The organism is Sphingomonas sp. AC449 (assembly GCF_979253475.1).
In genome coordinates, this window is record NZ_CEEDCZ010000002.1 from 453,560 (window position 1) to 470,516 (window position 16,957).

16 protein-coding genes and 1 tRNA gene are annotated in these 16,957 nt (G+C 66.6%); 4 read left to right on the forward strand and 13 right to left on the reverse strand.

What is annotated here, in order from left to right; all coding sequences use genetic code 11:
- Nucleotides 1–86 precede the first annotated feature (86 nt).
- Both AC0CH3_RS05680 and AC0CH3_RS05685 read left to right on the forward strand, forming a co-directional pair.
- The gene (locus tag AC0CH3_RS05680) at nt 87–3,086 is read left to right on the forward strand and encodes a glycosyl hydrolase family 28-related protein (protein WP_465237692.1); all 3,000 of its coding nucleotides are present in this window, start codon (nt 87–89) and stop codon (nt 3,084–3,086) included.
- A 90-nt stretch (nt 3,087–3,176) separates the two neighbouring features.
- Nucleotides 3,177–4,994: a DUF885 domain-containing protein gene (locus tag AC0CH3_RS05685; protein ID WP_465237693.1), complete on the forward strand. Its 1,818-nt coding sequence runs from the start codon at nt 3,177–3,179 to the stop codon at nt 4,992–4,994.
- 95 nt (nt 4,995–5,089) lie between these two features.
- Here the strand turns inward: AC0CH3_RS05685 and AC0CH3_RS05690 are convergent, their stop codons facing one another.
- From AC0CH3_RS05690 to AC0CH3_RS05715, 6 genes are all read right to left on the reverse strand, one after another.
- Nucleotides 5,090–5,971, reverse strand: coding sequence for a hypothetical protein (locus tag AC0CH3_RS05690; RefSeq protein WP_354302552.1), 882 nt, complete (start codon nt 5,969–5,971; stop codon nt 5,090–5,092).
- A 38-nt stretch (nt 5,972–6,009) separates the two neighbouring features.
- Nucleotides 6,010–6,240 (reverse strand): CsbD family protein, encoded by a 231-nt coding sequence (locus tag AC0CH3_RS05695; RefSeq protein ID WP_354302554.1) that lies wholly within the window; start codon nt 6,238–6,240, stop codon nt 6,010–6,012.
- Nucleotides 6,237–7,769, reverse strand: a complete 1,533-nt coding sequence (locus AC0CH3_RS05700; protein WP_354302556.1) for a helix-turn-helix transcriptional regulator — start codon at nt 7,767–7,769, stop codon at nt 6,237–6,239. The genes AC0CH3_RS05695 and AC0CH3_RS05700 overlap by 4 nt, the downstream gene beginning before the upstream one ends.
- Before the next feature lie 3 nt (nt 7,770–7,772).
- The gene (locus tag AC0CH3_RS05705) at nt 7,773–8,138 is read right to left on the reverse strand and encodes a CsbD family protein (protein ID WP_056021520.1); all 366 of its coding nucleotides are present in this window, start codon (nt 8,136–8,138) and stop codon (nt 7,773–7,775) included.
- Between the two features lie 34 nt (nt 8,139–8,172).
- Complete coding sequence (locus tag AC0CH3_RS05710; RefSeq protein ID WP_235532360.1) at nt 8,173–8,493, reverse strand: hypothetical protein; 321 nt, start codon at nt 8,491–8,493, stop codon at nt 8,173–8,175.
- Between the two features lie 136 nt (nt 8,494–8,629).
- Complete coding sequence (locus AC0CH3_RS05715) at nt 8,630–8,812, reverse strand: hypothetical protein (RefSeq protein WP_354302558.1); 183 nt, start codon at nt 8,810–8,812, stop codon at nt 8,630–8,632.
- Between the two features lie 194 nt (nt 8,813–9,006).
- Between AC0CH3_RS05715 and AC0CH3_RS05720 the strand changes: the two genes are divergently transcribed.
- Nucleotides 9,007–10,665 (forward strand): glycoside hydrolase family 43 protein, encoded by a 1,659-nt coding sequence (locus AC0CH3_RS05720; protein WP_354302560.1) that lies wholly within the window; start codon nt 9,007–9,009, stop codon nt 10,663–10,665.
- 7 nt (nt 10,666–10,672) lie between these two features.
- Here AC0CH3_RS05720 and AC0CH3_RS05725 read toward each other — a convergent pair.
- Nucleotides 10,673–10,749 (reverse strand) — tRNA-Arg (locus AC0CH3_RS05725).
- 58 nt (nt 10,750–10,807) lie between these two features.
- On the opposite strand from AC0CH3_RS05725, the gene AC0CH3_RS05730 reads away from it, so the two are divergent.
- On the forward strand, nt 10,808–11,557 hold the full coding sequence (locus AC0CH3_RS05730; protein WP_354302562.1) for a queuosine precursor transporter: 750 nt from the start codon (nt 10,808–10,810) through the stop codon (nt 11,555–11,557).
- A 120-nt stretch (nt 11,558–11,677) separates the two neighbouring features.
- Here AC0CH3_RS05730 and purQ read toward each other — a convergent pair whose 3' ends face one another.
- The 6 genes from purQ to AC0CH3_RS05760 form a co-directional block, all read right to left on the reverse strand.
- Nucleotides 11,678–12,346: a phosphoribosylformylglycinamidine synthase subunit PurQ gene (gene purQ, locus AC0CH3_RS05735; RefSeq protein ID WP_333996421.1), complete on the reverse strand. Its 669-nt coding sequence runs from the start codon at nt 12,344–12,346 to the stop codon at nt 11,678–11,680.
- 13 nt (nt 12,347–12,359) lie between these two features.
- Nucleotides 12,360–12,590, reverse strand: a complete 231-nt coding sequence (gene purS / locus AC0CH3_RS05740) for a phosphoribosylformylglycinamidine synthase subunit PurS (RefSeq protein WP_031439802.1) — start codon at nt 12,588–12,590, stop codon at nt 12,360–12,362.
- Nucleotides 12,591–13,370 carry a phosphoribosylaminoimidazolesuccinocarboxamide synthase gene (purC, locus tag AC0CH3_RS05745; protein ID WP_031396310.1) on the reverse strand — a complete coding sequence of 260 codons (780 nt, stop codon included), beginning with the start codon at nt 13,368–13,370 and terminating at the stop codon, nt 12,591–12,593. It lies immediately after the preceding gene.
- A 147-nt stretch (nt 13,371–13,517) separates the two neighbouring features.
- Entirely contained in the window at nt 13,518–14,606 is a 1,089-nt protein-coding gene (locus tag AC0CH3_RS05750; protein ID WP_354302565.1) for an acyltransferase family protein, read from the reverse strand.
- Between the two features lie 139 nt (nt 14,607–14,745).
- Nucleotides 14,746–15,960 carry a kynureninase gene (gene kynU, locus AC0CH3_RS05755; RefSeq protein WP_354302567.1) on the reverse strand — a complete coding sequence of 405 codons (1,215 nt, stop codon included), beginning with the start codon at nt 15,958–15,960 and terminating at the stop codon, nt 14,746–14,748.
- 34 nt (nt 15,961–15,994) lie between these two features.
- Complete coding sequence (locus tag AC0CH3_RS05760; RefSeq protein ID WP_354302569.1) at nt 15,995–16,891, reverse strand: alpha/beta hydrolase; 897 nt, start codon at nt 16,889–16,891, stop codon at nt 15,995–15,997.
- Between the last annotated feature and the right edge of the window lie 66 nt (nt 16,892–16,957).

Sequence of the window (16,957 nt, forward strand, 5' to 3'; positions counted from 1 at the left end):
AGAACGACGACGACGACTACGGCCGGGGCACACTATGCGCGAACGGCCTGGCCCTACACGACGCGACCAGCGACGGGAGACGGATGATGGATGTGAGATGGCTGCTTTGCGGGGTGGCGCTGCTGCTCCCGACCCCGGCTCTGGCGAAGACCAGCTCGGTCTATCTCAGTGCGCCGGGGGATCCGCGCGCGATCACCGTCCGCGGGGTCGGCGATGGGCGGGCCGACGACAGCGCCGCGATCCAGCAGGCGATCGATGCCGCCGCGGCGGACGGGAAGGGCGGGGTCGTGTTCCTGCCGTCGGGCCGATACCGGATCAGCCGGACGATCTTTGTGCGGTCTGCCGTTCGAATTTTCGGCGTCGGTGCGACGCGACCCGAAATCCTGCTGGGCGACGGCGCGCAGGGGTTCGGGTCGGGCGTCGCGGCGATGGTCAGCTTCACGGGCGAGGACCAGTACCGCGTCGGCAAGGCGCCCGTGCCGCCGCGCACCAGCGTGCCGTTCGACCCGAGCATCTTCGATGCGACATCGAGCACCTTCTATTCGGCGATCTCGAACGTCGATTTCCGCATCGGCACGGGCAATGCCGGCGCGGTCGCGGTCCGGTTTCGCGTCGCGCAGCACGGGTTCATCCGGCACTGCGACTTCCATATCGGCTCGGGTCTGGCGGGCGTGTATCAGGCAGGCAACGAGTTCGAGGACCTTCGCTTCTTCGGCGGTCGCTATGGGATCATGTCCGAAAAGACGTCGCCGGCGTGGCAGTTCACACTGATCGATTCCGACTTTGACGGGCAGCGCGATGCGGCGATCCGGGAACATGAGGTCGACCTGACGCTGGTGAACGTCGCGTTCCGCAACACGCCGGTCGGGATCGAGATCGACCGTGGCCATTCGGACTCGCTGTGGGGCAAGGACGTCCGGTTCGAGAATGTCAGCCGCGCGGGCGTCGTCATATCCGCCGAGAACAGCGTCTTCACGCAGATCGGCTTCGACAATGCGGTCGCCGCGAACACCCCGACCTTCGTCAGCTTCCGCGACAGCGGAAAGACGATCGCCGGTGCCGCCGCGCGCTACCGCGTCAAGGACTTCTCTTACGGGCTGAAGCTCGCCGGTCTCGGGACGATCGGCGCCTATGCGACCGATATCGACATGGCGCCGCTGTCACGCTTGCCGGCCCGGCGTGCGCCTGCGATCCGCGCACTGCCACCGGTACGGTCGTGGGCGAACGTCCGCGATCTGGGCGTCAAGGGCGACGATACGACCGACGATACCGCCGCGCTGCAACGTGCGATCGATACGCACCGCGTGCTGTATCTGCCGATGGGTCGGTACCGCGTGACGGAGACGCTCAAGCTGCGCCCCGACAGCGTCCTGATCGCCCTGCATCCGAGCCTGACGCACGTCTATCTGCCCGACGAGACGCCCGCCTATATGGGGGTCGGCGGCGCCAAGGCGTTGATCCAGAGTGCAAAGGGGGGCGATGCGATCGTGTCCGGGCTCGGGCTGTGGACGGGGGGTGTCAATCCGCGTGCGACCGCGCTGCTCTGGCGCGCGGGCGAGGCGTCGCTGGTCAACGACGTCAAGATCCAGGGCGGCGGCGGGACCGTGCTGACCAAGGGGAGCCCGATCGGGTTCGGCGACCCCCGCGCGCGCTTCGACGGCCAATATCCCAGCATCTGGGTGACCGATGGTGGCGGCGGCACCTTTGCCGCGCTCTGGTCACCGAACACGCTCGCATCCGCCGGGTTCTACGTGTCGAACACCAGCACGCCGGGGCACGTCTATCAATTGTCGGCCGAGCATCACTATCGGGCGGAAATCGTCCTCGATCATGTCGAGAACTGGGAATTCCTCGCACCCCAGACCGAACAGGAGGTACGCGACGGTGTCGAGGCGGTCTCGACCGAGATGCGGAACTCGCGCAATATCCTGTTCGCCAATTACCATGGCTACCGCGTCACGCGGACCGCCGGACCGATGGACGCGGCGGTCAAGCTCTACGCCTCGGGCGATATCCGCTTTCGCAACGTCCATGTGAACGCCGAGAGCGGGTTCGCGAGCTGCGACGCCAAGGGGTGCGGGACGTTTTTGCGCGCGAGCAAATACCCGTTCGAGAACGCGATCCTCGACGTGACACGGCAGCAACAGGTGCGCGAGCGCGAGTTTGCGCGGCTCGATGTCCCGGCGGCACCCGCGCTGGCCGCGACGACCTCGGCGATCCCCGTCTCGGCCGGCGTCGAAAAGCTCGCGGGCGGCTTCTTCTCGATCGCCGGCGGCGCGGTCGACGCGCAGGGCAAACTGTACTTCATCGACCGTCATTTCCAGCGCATCCACAGCTGGACCAAGGCGGGCGGGCTGTCGATCGTTGCGGATGCGCCGCTCGATGCGGTCAACCTCGCGGTCGACGGCTCGGGGAGCCTGCTCGTGCAGTCCTCGGCGGGCCGCGACGGCAGCGTGTACAGCATCGATCCCGCCAAGCCTGACGACGTCCGCGTGATCGCACCCACCGCGACCCGGCCGCACCGCGGATCGCGCACGCTGATGCCCGTCAACGTGTGGGCAAACGGTGAATTCGACGACCGGATCGACCCTGTTACCTATCAATACCCGACGATGGCCGACCTGTTCGCCGCCAAGCTGGGCGAGACGCGCGCGCAGGAATACGTCTCGCCCGACGGATCGCTGTCGCTGCCCGCGTTTCGCGTGTGGAACCAGGGGCCTGACGATCATCGCGGGTGGCGCTGGTCGGACACGCTCGACGCCTATGGGCTGGTCGGCACCCGGCCCGGCGAGCGCGTCGTCCTGACCAACGGATCGGAGAACCGGACGTATAGCGGGCTGGTCGGCGATGCAGGACAGGTAACCGACCTGAAGATCGTCGCCGATCGCGGCGGCGAGAGCGCGACGCGCGACGCGGCGGGCAACGTCTATGTCGCGAACGGGCAGGTGTTCGTCTATCGGCCCGACGGCGCGCTGGCACGGCGGATCGACGTGCCCGACCGCCCGCTCCAGCTGGTGATCGGCGGGGAGGGGGCGCGTACGCTGTTCATCCTGACGCATCACGCGCTGTACGCGACCGCGCTCTGAGGCGGGGCGGCGGGCGCGAAAAAGCGGGACGGTGCGATTGCGTCGGGCGGGGCGGCGGGCGAGAAGCGCGCATTCCCACAGGAGACTGCCATGCGTTTCGCCCTTGCCCTCATGCTGTTGCCGACGATCCCGCTCGTCCTGACGGGTGTGTCCGCACCGGCCCAGACGCCGCAAGCGTCGAAGACCGGGGTGCAGGACGCCGCGCTGCTCGCGTTTCTCGACGAGTCCTATGACGCGCAACTCGCGCTCAGCCCGGAATCGCAGACGCAGCTGGGCTTGAAGACGAATTACGATCGGCTCGACGACTATACCGACGCCGCGGCGCTGCGGTCGCAGGCGCTGTCGGAGCGGCAGCTCGTCGCGATGCATGCGCAGTTCAAGCCCGAGATGCTCGGCGAAAGCGCGCGCGTCAGCTACCGACTGTTCGAATATGAGGTCGCGCGTGGCCGGGCCTCGCTGCCGTTCCGGACGCTGCGTTTCCCGGTGTCGACCAATGGCAGCCCGGCGGGGGACATCCCCGTGCTGCTGATCAACAACCACAAGGTGGCCAGTGTCGCGGATGCGCAGGCCTATATCGCGCGGCTTCGCGAGACCGAGCGGGTGATGCGCGAGGTGTCGGCGACGATGCGGACTCAGGCCGCCGCCGGGATCATTCCGAACAAGGTCAATTTCGCCCCCGCACGCGCCGATGCGCGCGCGGTGATCACGGGTGCGCCGTTCGACACGGGGCCGGATTCGACGATCATGGCCGACTTCGCGAAGAAGGTCGCGGCGCTGGATGCGCCCGCGACGACCAAGACGAAATTGCTGGCGGAGGCGCGCGCCGCGCTGACGGGGCCGTTCCGTCGCGGCTACGACACGACGTTTGCGACGCTCGACGCGATCGAGCCGCTGTCGAAGGGCAATTTCGGGGCGTGGAGCCTGCCGAACGGCGCGGCCTATTATGCGGACCGGCTCAAGAATTCGACCACCACCGACCTGACCGCGGACCAGATCCACGAACTCGGCCTCAAACACGTCGCAGCGATTCGGCAGGAAATGGAGGCGATCAAGCGCGAGGTCGGGTTCACGGGTACGCTCGAGCAGTTCTTCGACAAAATCCGGACCGATCCGGCGCTGAAATATCCCAATACGGCGGCGGGTCGCGAGCAATATCTGGGTGACGCGCGCGGTGTGATCGCATCGGTGATGGTGGCGGCACCGCGCTATTTCCGGACCTTGCCCAAGGCGCCGCTCGAGGTGCGCGCGGTCGAGAAATGGCGTGAGGGGACCGCGTCGACCGCGTTCTACAATCCCCCGTCGGCGGACGGATCGCGGCCGGGCATCTATTACGTCAACCTCGTCGACATGAACCAGACGCAAAAGGTTCAGGTCGCGGGCATCGCCGCGCACGAAGGCGCGCCGGGTCATCATTTTCAGATCGCGCGACAGCAGGAGCTGACCGGCATCCCGAAGTTCCGCAAGTTCGGCGGATATGGCGCGTATATCGAGGGCTGGGGGCTGTATTCGGAGCGGCTCGCGAACGAGATGGGGGTGTACAAGACGCCCTATGACCGGTTCGGGATGCTGTCGCTGCAGGTGTGGCGCGCGATCCGGCTCGTGCTCGATACCGGCATCCATTCACGCCGATGGACACGCGAGCAGGCGATCGCCTATTTCAAGGCGAACAGCTCGGTCTCGGACACTGATATCGCCCGCGAAGTCGATCGCTATTTCAACTGGCCGGGCCAGGCGACCAGCTACATGGTCGGGCAGCTCAAGATCACCGCGCTGCGCAAGCGCGCCGAACAGGCACTGGGGCCGAAGTTCGACATCCGCGACTTCCATGAGGCGGTACTTGACCAGGGCGCGCTGCCGCTCGACGTTCTGGACGAGCAGGTCGAGCGCTACATCGCCGCGCATAAATAGGCACGACCGGGGGTGACGGCGACATCGGCAGGGCCGGTCGCCGTCACGATAGGCGGAGCGGCGTCGATCACGGGGATGATCGACGCCGTCTTCGTTCAGACGCGGCGGCGGCGCGTCGCGGTGGTTGCCCCGAAGCCGGCTGCAGCGGCACCGACCAGCAGCGCGATGACGATCATGAACGACGTCCCTGCGGCGGCACCGGCGGCGGTGTCGGTCGCCGACTTGGCGGTGTCGATCGTCTCGTTCTTGGTCTTGACGAACTGCGCCTTGGCACGCGTCACCTGCGCCTGAGCCTCGGGACGGCTGATCTGGCGCTGCGCCGCGACGATGTCGACGATCCGGCGCTCGGCCTGGACGCCGTCCTGGCCACCACGGGCAAGCGCGGGGAGCTCCTTGGCGATTTCCTTCTGCGCCTGTTCCGGCGTCATCCGTGCCGGATCGGACGGTGCGTCGGAGAGATAGGCAGCGGCCTCCTCGCGGACGTCGCCCGTATCGACGCCGGCGACATCGGCGACCTTGGGTGCTGCAGCACCGATACCGGTGCCGGCAGCCGATGCGACCGAACCGACGGTGCGGAAGGCCCCGCCGATGATCCCGCCGACGGCCGAGGTGAGCAGGTACATCGTCAGGATCAGCGTCACGCCCCAGACGACCAGACCGTGAACCAGACCGTCGAACCGGTCATGCACGCCGGCAACGCGCGCCGCCGCATAGCCACCCGCGCCAAGCGCGATGACGGTGGTGATGAGCCAGTAGATCCCGGCACCGATGCCGAAGCCCGCCGCGCCCGGCGTCGTTCCCTCGACCGGATCGACCATCGTCAGGCCGATGCCGGTGCCTAGGATGCCGAGCACGAGCTGAACCGCGACCGCGAGCACGACGCCCGCAAAGATCGCGCCCCATGACAGGCGCGTCACGCCCTTGCCGTAGCGTGCGTCGTCGACCGGCAAAACGCCGGGTGTCACATTGGTCGTCATAGAATCTCCTGTTGTATCAAAGCTGTCGACGGACGCGCTCAGTCCTTGTCGTCCGTATCGATGGGGGGTGTGGCGGGGTGTTCGGCACGCGCCTGACGCGCGCCGGCCGCGGTCTCGCGCGATCCCTGCTGCTCGACCACCGGGTTGCCGATGATCTTGCCGATCGCTTCCTGCACCGATCCCTTCGCCTGCCGCGCACGGCCCTTCGAGGCCGCGCCCGCGGGCTCGATGCCGTCTTCCTTGGCGCCTTTGGGCTTGGGGGTGGTCATGATGCAGTCTCCAGCGATGGGGTGCCGCGATCGTGCGATATCGTCACCGATTCGCCGTCGAAGCCGCGCGCGCGCGCCCAGGCCGCGGCGGCGTTGCGGCGATTGACGCCGATCTTCGAATAGATTCGCGCGACGTGGTTGCGCACGGTGTTGCCCGAGACGTCGAGCGTCCGCGAAATCGACTTGTCGTCGAGCCCGCGACAGATCAACGCGAGCACGTCGCGTTCGCGCGGGGTGAGTTCGTCGAGCCCGACGCCCGGCGGTTCGGCCTGCGGCGTGCGGATCCGCGCGAGCTTTTCCATGATCGACCGGCTGAGCCAGCTCGTATCCTGCATCACCGCCTCGATCGCGCGGACCAGCTCGCGTTCCGACGCCTTGCGCACGCTGATGTCGCGCATCGCCCACAGCACGCAGGTCTCGCCCGCGAGCTCGATCTGTTCGGCGGACACGATCCCGTCGAGCACGTCGCCCGCCTTGGTCCTGATCCGCACCTCGCGGTCGCGGATCGACCGGCCTGCGCGGATCTCCGCGTCGATCGCGTCATCGAGGCCGGGCGTCTCCCACAGGCCGACCTCGCTCAGCGGTCGGCCGATGATCTCGTCCGCCGAAAAGCCCGTCAGGTCGGTGAACGTCTCGTTGACGTCGCACAGCCGGTTGCCGTCGAGCGTACCGATCGCCAGCGCGACGGGCGCCCAGGCGAAGGTCCGCGTGAAGCGTTCCTCGCTCTGACGCAGCGCGGTTTCCGCCTTCCGGCGTGGCTCGAGATCGGCGAACGTCAGCAGCATGCACGGCTCGTTGCCCATGTCGATCGGCTGACCCGCGACGATCACCAGCTTGGTGCTGCCGTCGGGCAGGGTCAGGTCGGCTTCCATCTGCGGGATCGTCCGCCCCTGGCACAACCGTTCCTTGGCGAGGTCGCGCTTCTCGGCGTTCGCCAGCACGTCGATCGCATAGAGCGTTTCGCCCAGCACCGCGTCCTGCGTATGACCGGTCATGTCGAGGAAACCCTGGTTGACCTTCACATAGCGCAGATCCGCCAGCCGACAGATGATCGCCGGCGCGGGGTTGGCGTTGAACGACTGTTGAAACCGATCCTCCGCCTCGAACTGCGCCGAGACGTCCTGGATGATCATGACGAGACATTCCGGCTCGTCATTGTCGTCGGTCAGGACGAGGCTCCGCACCTGATGCGTCCAGCGCGGTTCGTCCTCGCCCGCGACCGCGACCTCGACGACGACTTCCGAAAACGCCTCGCCCGACACGACACGCTCGATCGGGTAATCGTCGCCCGCAACCTTGTGATTGTTGCGGTAGCGCAGCTGAAAGCGCTGTCGATAATCATCGACCGTGCCGCCGAGCTGCTCGACCGCGTCGACCCCGTGCATCCCCAGCGCGGCATCGTTCGCCCACAGGATCGACTGATCCGGGTCGACGAGGATCACGCCTTCGTCGAGCCCCGCGATGATCTGGCGCAGGTGGCGCAGATCCGCGGAGTCACGAAGCGTCTTGAGGACAGGGGCGGTCGCCATGACTTAGTCGCGACGTCCGTGGACGAGCCATGCGATGCCGTAGCCGATCGCAGCGGCGCCGAGTGCCCAGAGAAGGGGGGCATCCTCGGCGGATGCCTGCGCTGCATGCGCGCCACGACGGGCAGCCTCGGCAGCACGCTCACCGGCATCGCGCGCTTCGGCACCGATCTTGTCGGCAAGCTCGGGTGCGCCGTCGACCGCATCACCGATCGCGGACTTCGCGCGGCCATAGAGGTTCTGCGCGCCGCCCGCGACCTGGTCGACGACGCCGTCGACCTGCCAGTCGCGGCTGTTGACGGTGTCGCCGACGGCCTTCTCGACCTTGCCGCCGACATAGCGCGTACCGCCCTGGAATTCGTCCTTGTTCATGTCGTCATCCTTTGGTTGAGTGGATCGATGGGGTTCAGGGCAGCACGCCGCAGCCCGCGGCGGCCTTGCCCACTTCCAGCGCGATCGCCGGATCCTTCACTTCGCCCGCAACGCGGATCAGATCGGACGGGGTAAGCACGCCTGGCGTCGTGTCGTCGCGACGATAGGCGGTGGCCGCCTTGCCCAGACGTTGGAGCTGGCCGAGCGAGAGGTTGGCCTGGAGCCGTGTGCCGACGCAATCCGCGCGCGAGGCGTCGAGGCCATAGCGCTGCAGGCCCGTCGAAATGCGCGTGGCGGGAGCCGCGCATCCAACGATGGGCAGGGCGAGTGCGAACGGCGCGATGATCGCGATCACTCTTTTCAAGGCTGCATCTCCGGCTCTGCCGGGCGCATCACCGCATCCGGACCGGACGCTTAAACCGCGAGCCTGTTCGCAAGTTCCTGGTATTTATGTGTCTATAATTGGGCCAAAAATACCATCCTGCTCCGGGTTAGTCAGCACCCCTGTCGTGGTACATCCGGGCGAATTTCTCATGAAGTCGCCGCGTCGCGACATCGTCCGCGACGCTCGCGCGGCCCCGATGCCATTCGGCACGGCGCTGGAAATAGGCGGCGTCGTCTTCGTCCTTCGCCTGATCGATCTGGTCCGTCGTCATCACAGTGGCATCCCTCATGTTTGCCGCGTTGATAGACGCCGACAGATCGCTGTGCGTGATCCGCAAGGACTATGCCGGGGGGTAGAATCGTCAGTGGGCGCCCCGCGGACCTTTTCATCGGCGGCATGATGCGATTACTGTCATGGGAGCGGTATCAATCGCGATCCACACGGTGAGGTGGACGCGCGCCAATGGACGAGGATCTTTATCCCATGCGACTTCGAACGCTGTCAGCAGCCTTGACCCTGCCGCTTCTCGCAGGGGCCGCATTCGCCGCGGAGCCGGCGCGGTTCAGCCGGTTCACCTATGAGGGGCGCTCGCAGGAGCGCGTGACGGTCGGTCCCGGCGAGTATCGCAACCCGATCCTGTCGGGCTATTATCCCGACCCGTCGATCACGCGCGTCGGCGACGACTATTACATCGTGCTGTCGTCGTTCGCGCATTTCCCGGGCCTGCCGATCTTCCGCTCGAAGGATCTCGTCAACTGGACGCAGATCGGCAATGCGATCGATCGCCCCGAGCAGCTCGATTTCAAGGGGATGCGCACCTCGCAGGCGGTCTTCGCGCCCGACATCTCGTATCACGACGGCGTGTTCTACATCGTCAACACCTGCGTCGAGTGCAAAGGCAATTTCGTCATCACCGCCAGAGACCCGGCCGGACCCTGGTCGAACCCGATCTGGTTGCCGTTCGAGGGGATCGACCCCTCGATCTACTGGGAGGGCGACCGCGCCTATATCGTCAACAACCGGGCGCCCGACGAGCCGCCGCGGTACGACGGGCACCGCGCGATCTGGATCCAGGAATATGACTGGCGGGCCGGCAAGATGGTCGGCGAGAGCACGCAGCTGATCAATGGCGGGGTCGACATCACCAAGAAGCCGGTCTGGATCGAGGGGCCGCATATCTTCCGCAAGGACGGTTTCTACTATCTGAGCGCGGCGGAGGGCGGCACGAGTGTCAATCATTCGCAGGTGATCCTGCGCGCCAAGGCGCTGCGCGGGCCATACCAGCCTTATGCCGGCAATCCGATCCTGACGCAGCGCGACCTTCCCGCCGATCGGCCCGATGCGATCACCTCCGCGGGGCATGCCACGCTGATCGAGACGCAGACCGGGCAATGGTGGGCGAGCTTCCTTGCCGTGCGCCCCTATACTGGCGATTTTTACAATATCGGGCGCGAGACGTTCCTGCTCCCGGTGACGTGGAAGGACGGCTGGCCCGTGATCCTGCCCCGGGGGAAGACGATCCCGTTCGCCGCAACCGCCCCGGCCTTGCCGCGCGGCGCGAAGCCCGTGCTGCCGACCAGCGGCGATTTCGGCTATGTCGACGAGTTCGACGGCAAGACGCTCGCGATGCAGTGGGTCGGCGTGCGGACGCCACGGGCGCCGTTCTACACGCTCGATCGCGGCGACCTCGTGATCACCGGCGGCGCGCCGATCGGCGACATCACCGGCGTTCCCGGCTTTGTCGGACGCCGCCAGCAGCACCACGTCGCGACGATCGGCACGACCGTCCGCTTCACCCCCTCGCAGGACGGCGACCGGGCGGGGCTCGTCGCGATGCAGAGCGACGCGAGCTATCTGTTCTTCGGTATCACGCGCGTTGCAGGCACGCCCGTCGTCGCACTCTACACGCGCGACAAGGGGGGCGCCGAGCGACTGGTCGGATCGGTACCGCTCCAGAAGACGGGGCCGGTGACGCTGACGCTTCGTGCCGACGGCGGGACGCTCGCTTTCGATTACACGGTTGCGGGGACCAGCCGGACGCTGGCGGACAAGGTCGATGCGCGGTTCCTGTCGACGCGCACCGCAGGCGGGTTCACGGGGACGCTGGTAGGTCCCTATAGCTGGTCGCGATCAAGCCAATGACGAAGATTGGCGCGCCCGGAGGGAGTCGAACCCCCGACCGAGGAGGTAGAAGCTCCTTGCTCTATCCAACTGAGCTACGGGCGCGCACGGCCACCGATTAGCGCGCATTGCGCGGGCTTGGAACCATGATCATAACCCGGCGATGAATATCGTCGAAAACGTTCCCCCCGCACCCGTCGCGGCGCATGCGGTACAGCGCGGCCGGTTCCGCTATTTCGACTTCGTGATGGCGGCATTCGTCACCATATTGCTGTTGTCGAACGTCATCGGGGCGGGCAAGCGCGCGGTCATCGATCTGCCGCTGATCGGGGTCTGGCCGTTCGGGGCAGGGATCCTGTTCTTCCCCGTCAGCTACGTGCTCGGCGACATCCTGACCGAGGTGTATGGCTACGCCTATGCACGCCGCTGCATCTGGGCGGGGTTCGGCGCGATGCTGTTCATGGTCGTGATGTCCGCGGTCGTGGTCGCGTTGCCGCCCGATGCCGGGTGGACCGGGCAGGCCGCGTATGAGTCGGTGTTCGGGCAGGTTCCGCGGATCGTGTTCGCGTCGATCGCCGCCTTCTGGGTCGGGGAGTTCGCGAACAGCTTCGTGCTCGCGCGGATGAAGATCTGGACGGGGGGCCGCATGCTCTGGACGCGCACGATCGGCAGCACGATCGTCGGGCAGGCGTTCGACAGCCTGATCTTCTATCCGCTCGCCTTTTACGGCGCGCCCGACTGGCCGGTCGAGGCAATGCTGCTGGTGATGGTCAGCCAGTTCGCGCTGAAGGTGTCGTGGGAGGTGCTGCTGACGCCGCTGACTTATCTCGCGGTGGGATGGCTCAAGCGCCGCGAGGGCTTCGACGTCTATGACGAAGGGACGAACTTCTCGCCGTTCCGCACGCGGGTTTGACGGTCCGTCATCCCAGCGGAGGCTGGGATCCAGAGCCACAAACGATGCCGTTCTTGGCCCTGGATCCTGGGTCGAGCCCAGGATGACGGTCTATGCGCTGACGGGTTAGGCGCTGACGGTTTAGGCGCTGACGGCTTCCATCAGGCCTTCGAACAGGCGACGACCATCGGTGCCGCCATGCGCCGCTTCGATGCGGCGTTCGGGGTGCGGCATCATGCCGAGCACGTTGCCCTTGTCGTTGAGCAGGCCCGCGATGTTGCGCGCCGAGCCGTTGACGCTTTCGGCATAGCGGAACGCGACGCGGCCTTCGCCCTCGAGGCGGTCGAGCGTCTCGGTGTCGGCGAAGTAGTTGCCATCGTGGTGCGCGACCGGGAAGGAGACGCGCTCACCCGCCTTGTAGCCCGAGGTGAAGCGCGACTGCGCGGTCTCGACGGTCAGCGCGACGTCGCGGCAGACGAAGTTCAGCCCCTCGTTGCGCATCAGCGCACCGGGGAGCAGACCCGCTTCGGTCAGCACCTGGAAGCCGTTGCAGATGCCGAGCACGGGCAGGCCCTTGCCCGCCTGCTCGACGACCGCGCGCATGATCGGCGAGCGTGCGGCGATCGCGCCCGAGCGCAAATAGTCGCCGTAGGAGAAGCCGCCGGGCACTGCGACCAGCCCGACATCCGCGGGGAGGTCCGCGTCACCGTGCCAGACCATCAGCGGCTTGACGCCGGTCACTTCCTCCAGCGCGACGGCGATGTCGCGGTCGCAGTTGGAGCCTGGGAACACGATGACTGCAGTCTTCATGACAGTATCACCTTCATGCCTTCTCGACCCGGTAGTTCTCGATCACCGTGTTGGCGAGGAGCTTGCGGCACATGCCGTCGATCGTCGCATCGTCGGTATCGTCGGCGACCTCGAGTTCGATCAGCTTGCCCTGGCGAACGTCCTGCACGCCGTCGAAGCCGAGGCTGCCGAGTGCATGATGGATCGCCCGGCCCTGCGGATCGAGCACGCCGGGCTTGAGTGTCACGAAAACCTTGAGTTTCATTTACTTGCCCCGGTTCTTGCGATGCTTTTCGAGGTCGAGGACCGAATTGTCGCCACCTTCGGGTAACAGGCCAAGACGGCGTGCAACCTCTTGATAGGCTTCGACTTCGCCACCGAGATCACGGCGGAAGCGATCCTTGTCCATCTTCTCGTTGGTTTCCATGTCCCACAGACGGCAGCCATCGGGGCTGATCTCGTCCGCGAGGATGATCCGGCCATAGTCGTTGTCGAAGATGCGGCCGAATTCGAGCTTGAAGTCGACGAGGCGGATGCCGACGCCGGCGAACAGCCCACACAGGAAATCGTTCACGCGGATCGCGAGGTCGGCGATGTCGTGCATCTCCTCCTGGCTCGCCCAGCCGAACGCGGCGATATGCTCGTCGGAGATCATCGGATCGCCGAGCGCATCGTCCTTGTAGTAATATTCGATGATCGTGCGGGGCAGCTTGGTGCCCTCCTCGATCCCGAGACGCTTCGAGATAGAACCCGCGGCGACGTTGCGCACGACGACCTCGATCGGGACGATCTCGACCTGGCGGATCAGCTGCTCGCGCATGTTGAGCCGACGGATGAAGTGCGTGGGCACGCCGATATGATCGAGCAGCGTGAAGATGTGCTCGGAAATCCGGTTGTTGAGCACGCCCTTGCCGTTGATCGTGCCCTTTTTCTGGGCGTTGAACGCGGTGGCGTCGTCCTTGAAATACTGGATCAGCGTGCCGGGCTCGGGACCCTCGTAGAGGATCTTGGCCTTGCCTTCGTAGATCTGGCGGCGGCGAGCCATGCGCGGTCCCCTGAAAAGTGAGCGGCCCCGGCCCCCACGAAACGGATCGCGGAGCCGGAGCCGGGATAGGCCGCGCCTATAGGCGAAGGGCGCGGGGGGTGCAATCGGATCGGTACGCTATCCGGTATGCGTTACGCGCGGCGCCGATCACGCGGGCTGGTCGATCGGTGCTGCGCGACGAGGCTGGCGGCGCGTCACATGACGGACCACGGCCAGCAGCGGCTTTTCGAGAACGAGGTGCGCGACCAGCCCGACGGCCAGGCAAAGCAGCACGATCAGCACGACAAAGCCCTGCTGGGGCAGGTGACGGAACGCCTCGATCTTCATCACGCGGCCATAGCCCATCATGACGAACACGTGCGTGAGGTAGAGCGCATAGGACGCGTCGCCGAGCAGGACGAGGAACCGGACGATCGCGCCGCGTGGTGCGCCGATCGAGAGCGCGCTGGCGACGACAAGGGTCGCGGGAATGCCCCAGGCGAACACCCGCGGCAGTGCCGGCAGGCCGGCCGTGCCGTCATGCACGACGAACAGCGGCGCGGCAGCCATCAGCCCCATCAGCGCCAGTGCCAAGATCGGCGGCACGGGCCAGCTGCGGTTCCGGCGACTCCAGGCCGCATGGGCGTAGGCCAGGACGAGTCCGAAGCAGAATTCTAGCGGCAACGGACTCGTGAGGAACGACGCCGTGTCGCTTGCAGGCAGAAGCGCCCCGGCGACCTGCAACGCCAGGATCGCCGCCGTCGTGGCAAACACCGACACGGTCGCGGAGCGCGCCTTGAGGGTCGCTGCGAACAACAGGTAGAAATAGACCTCGTAGACGAGCGTCCACGAAACGCCGAGAATCGTGTCGCCCGGGAGCAACAGGAGGGCGGCGACGACCCTGCTCGCCGGAAAATGATGCGTGGCGAGGAATCCCATCGCCGAGATCGTCAGGACGCCAAGGCAGCACAGCCAGTAGAACGGGTAGATCCGCGTCGCACGACGGAGAAGGAAGGCGCCCGGCGTCGGCGGCGCGTCGGTGCCGCGGAAGCTGACGTGGAGCATGATGAAGCCGCTGAGGACGAAGAATATGTCGACCCCGGACGCACCCGATATGGTCAGCCAGTCCGGACTGAATCGGTGAACCGCTCCGTTCGATTGCTCGAGCGTGTGATGAACGACCACTGCAAGCGCGGCGACCGCGCGCAACATCTGTACGCCGTATAACTCGGCCTGCCCCGATCGCTGATTCGTCATGCCTGCGCCCCCGCTGCACCGCTGCTGCCATGCAGCGACTGTATTGGTCAGCAGGCTGCAAGTGCAGAGCTAGCGAGGGTTGTGACAAAAGATAGAGCGTGGTCCGGAAATCATAAGGATCAACGTTGCGCGCAAATGATCAGGTGACCGCAAGTCTTTGACTATATTGAGGAGCGCGCCATTCGCCGGTTTCAATGACCTTCTGCAGGATCTCGCCCGCGCGCCAGACTTCCTCGTGGCTCAGGTACAAGGGCGTCAGGCCGAGGCGGAGGATGTCGGGGTCGCGGAAGTCGCCGATGACGCCGCGGGCGATCATCGCCTGCGTGAGGGCATAGGCGTCGGGGTGGCGGAAGCTGATATGGCTGCCACGCTTTGCGGGATCGCGCGGGCTCACGCATTCGAGGCCGAGCGCGTCGCCGGCGGCGGCGAGGATGTCGAAAAGCTGCGCGCTCTTGGTGGCGACCGCGTGCTGGTCGATGTCCGCCCAGAGATCGAGCGCGGCTTCGAGCGCCGCGGTCGACAGCATCGCGGGGGTGCCCGCCAGCCAGCGTTTCATCCCCGGCGCGGGGCGATAGGCATCCTCGAACGCGAACGGGGCTGCATGGCCCATCCAGCCGGACAGCGGGCTGGCCAGGGCTTCCTGCCAGCGCTTGGCAACGTAGAGGAAGGCGGGCGCGCCGGGGCCGCCGTTGAGATATTTGTACGTGCAGCCGACCGCCAGATCGGCGCCCGCGCCGCTCAGGTCGATCGGCACCGCGCCGACGCTGTGGCTGAGATCCCAGAGCATCAGCGCGCCCGCGGCCTGCGCGCGGGCGGTCCAGGCGGTCATGTCGAAGCGCTCGCCGGTCTTGTAGTGGACATGGGTGAGCAGCAGCACCGCGGTGTCCTCGTCGAGCGCCTCTGCGAGATCCGCGCGCGCGACCACCTTTAGCCGGGCGCCGGGGACGCAGGCGACCGCGCCCTCGGCGATGTGGAGGTCGGTCGGGAAATTGCCCGACTCGCTCAGGACGGTGTGGCGGTCGGGGTTGGCGCGGAGCGCGGCGACCAGTGCCTTGAACAGATGCGTCGAGGTCGTGTCGCCGATGATGACCTCGTCCGCGGCGGCGCCGATCAGCGGGGCGATCTTGCCGCCGATCCGCTGGGGCGCGTCGATCCAGCCTTCGTTCCAGCTGCGGATGAGGCGGTCGCCCCATTGGCGAGTCGCGACGTCGGCGAGCGCGGCGGGCGTCGCCCTGGGAAGCGCGCCGAGCGAGTTGCCGTCGAGATAGATCACGCCGTCGGGCAGCGCGAACTGCTCGCGGTACGCTGCCAGAGGATCGGCGGCGTCGAGTGCGCGGGCTTCGTCGAGGGTCATGGTCGAGCCTTTGTGGGTGCGGGCGGGTCTAGGGTCATTTCAGGGCGGCCGCGATCAGCCGTTTCGCTTCCGCCCAGGCGGGCGTCTCGGGCGCGACGAGCTCGACATGGCCGGTCGCCGGGATGGTGTGGAGGACCGCGGTGTCCCCTGCGGTTCTTGCCTTGGCGACATAGTCTGTGGCGAAGGGGAAGGGGATGATCCGGTCCTCGCGGCCGTTGACCAGATCCTGCGCGACGCCGAGCGGGAGAAGGCGCGGGACCGAGGTGTCGGCGTAGACGTCCGCGCGGGCCGGGCTGGGTTTGCCGACGAGCTTGGCTACGACCTCGGTGCCGCAGCCATTGGCGGGGGTGGCTGCCGTCGCCTCGAGATCGGGCAGGCCGCCGAGGCTGATGACATGGTCGATGTGCAGCGGTGTGCTGGTGTGGAGCGGGCTGGTCGGGGCGAGTTTCGCGCGCGCGGCAAGCCAGAGTGCGAGATGGCCGCCCGCGGAATGGCCGATCGCGACGATCCGACGCGTGTCGAGATTGAACGTCGCCGCGTTGGCGCTCAGCGCGTCGGTCGCCTTCGCCGCGTCCTCGAACGTGCCGGGATAACCGCCGCCGGCGCGGTCGACTCCTCGATAGTCGATGTTCCAGACCGCGATGCCGTCCTTGCGCAGATCGTCGGCGACCCAATTCATCAGGCTGCGATCGGCGATGCTCGTCGTCCAGCACCCGCCATGCACCATCACGACGACGGGGAAGGGGCCCTTGCCCGCTGGTCGCCAGACATCGACCTTCTGCATCTGGTCGGGGCCATAGGCGATGGTCGCGTCGGGGCTGGGCTTCGGGCGTTTGACGAGGTCGGGCCAGGTCAGGAGTTTGCGTGCGGGCGGTTCTGCGGTCACCGGGGAGGTGATGGCGGCCAGCGCGAGAAAGGCAAGGCGGATCATGGGGTTGCGGGGTCTTTCCAGGATTAGGCGGCGGGTGCGAGGCGGTTGTGGTGGGACGGTGGCGAA

Bases quoted from the DNA above. Each gene is read 5' to 3' on its own strand.
- kynU (WP_354302567.1), bottom strand. From the start codon at position 15,960: ATGACCCTCGACGAAGCCCGCGCACTCGACGCCGCCGATCCTCTGGCA.
- purC (WP_031396310.1), bottom strand. From the start codon at position 13,370: ATGGCTCGCCGCCGCCAGATCTACGAAGGCAAGGCCAAGATCCTCTAC.
- AC0CH3_RS05700 (WP_354302556.1), bottom strand. From the start codon at position 7,769: ATGGCGACCGCCCCTGTCCTCAAGACGCTTCGTGACTCCGCGGATCTG.
- AC0CH3_RS05685 (WP_465237693.1), top strand. From the start codon at position 3,177: ATGCGTTTCGCCCTTGCCCTCATGCTGTTGCCGACGATCCCGCTCGTC.
- AC0CH3_RS05690 (WP_354302552.1), bottom strand. From the start codon at position 5,971: ATGACGACCAATGTGACACCCGGCGTTTTGCCGGTCGACGACGCACGC.
- AC0CH3_RS05760 (WP_354302569.1), bottom strand. From the start codon at position 16,891: ATGATCCGCCTTGCCTTTCTCGCGCTGGCCGCCATCACCTCCCCGGTG.
- AC0CH3_RS05720 (WP_354302560.1), top strand. From the start codon at position 9,007: ATGCGACTTCGAACGCTGTCAGCAGCCTTGACCCTGCCGCTTCTCGCA.
- AC0CH3_RS05705 (WP_056021520.1), bottom strand. From the start codon at position 8,138: ATGAACAAGGACGAATTCCAGGGCGGTACGCGCTATGTCGGCGGCAAG.
- AC0CH3_RS05715 (WP_354302558.1), bottom strand. From the start codon at position 8,812: ATGAGGGATGCCACTGTGATGACGACGGACCAGATCGATCAGGCGAAG.
- AC0CH3_RS05730 (WP_354302562.1), top strand. From the start codon at position 10,808: ATGAATATCGTCGAAAACGTTCCCCCCGCACCCGTCGCGGCGCATGCG.
- purS (WP_031439802.1), bottom strand. From the start codon at position 12,590: ATGAAACTCAAGGTTTTCGTGACACTCAAGCCCGGCGTGCTCGATCCG.
- AC0CH3_RS05680 (WP_465237692.1), top strand. From the start codon at position 87: ATGGATGTGAGATGGCTGCTTTGCGGGGTGGCGCTGCTGCTCCCGACC.
- AC0CH3_RS05695 (WP_354302554.1), bottom strand. From the start codon at position 6,240: ATGACCACCCCCAAGCCCAAAGGCGCCAAGGAAGACGGCATCGAGCCC.
- purQ (WP_333996421.1), bottom strand. From the start codon at position 12,346: ATGAAGACTGCAGTCATCGTGTTCCCAGGCTCCAACTGCGACCGCGAC.
- AC0CH3_RS05750 (WP_354302565.1), bottom strand. From the start codon at position 14,606: ATGACGAATCAGCGATCGGGGCAGGCCGAGTTATACGGCGTACAGATG.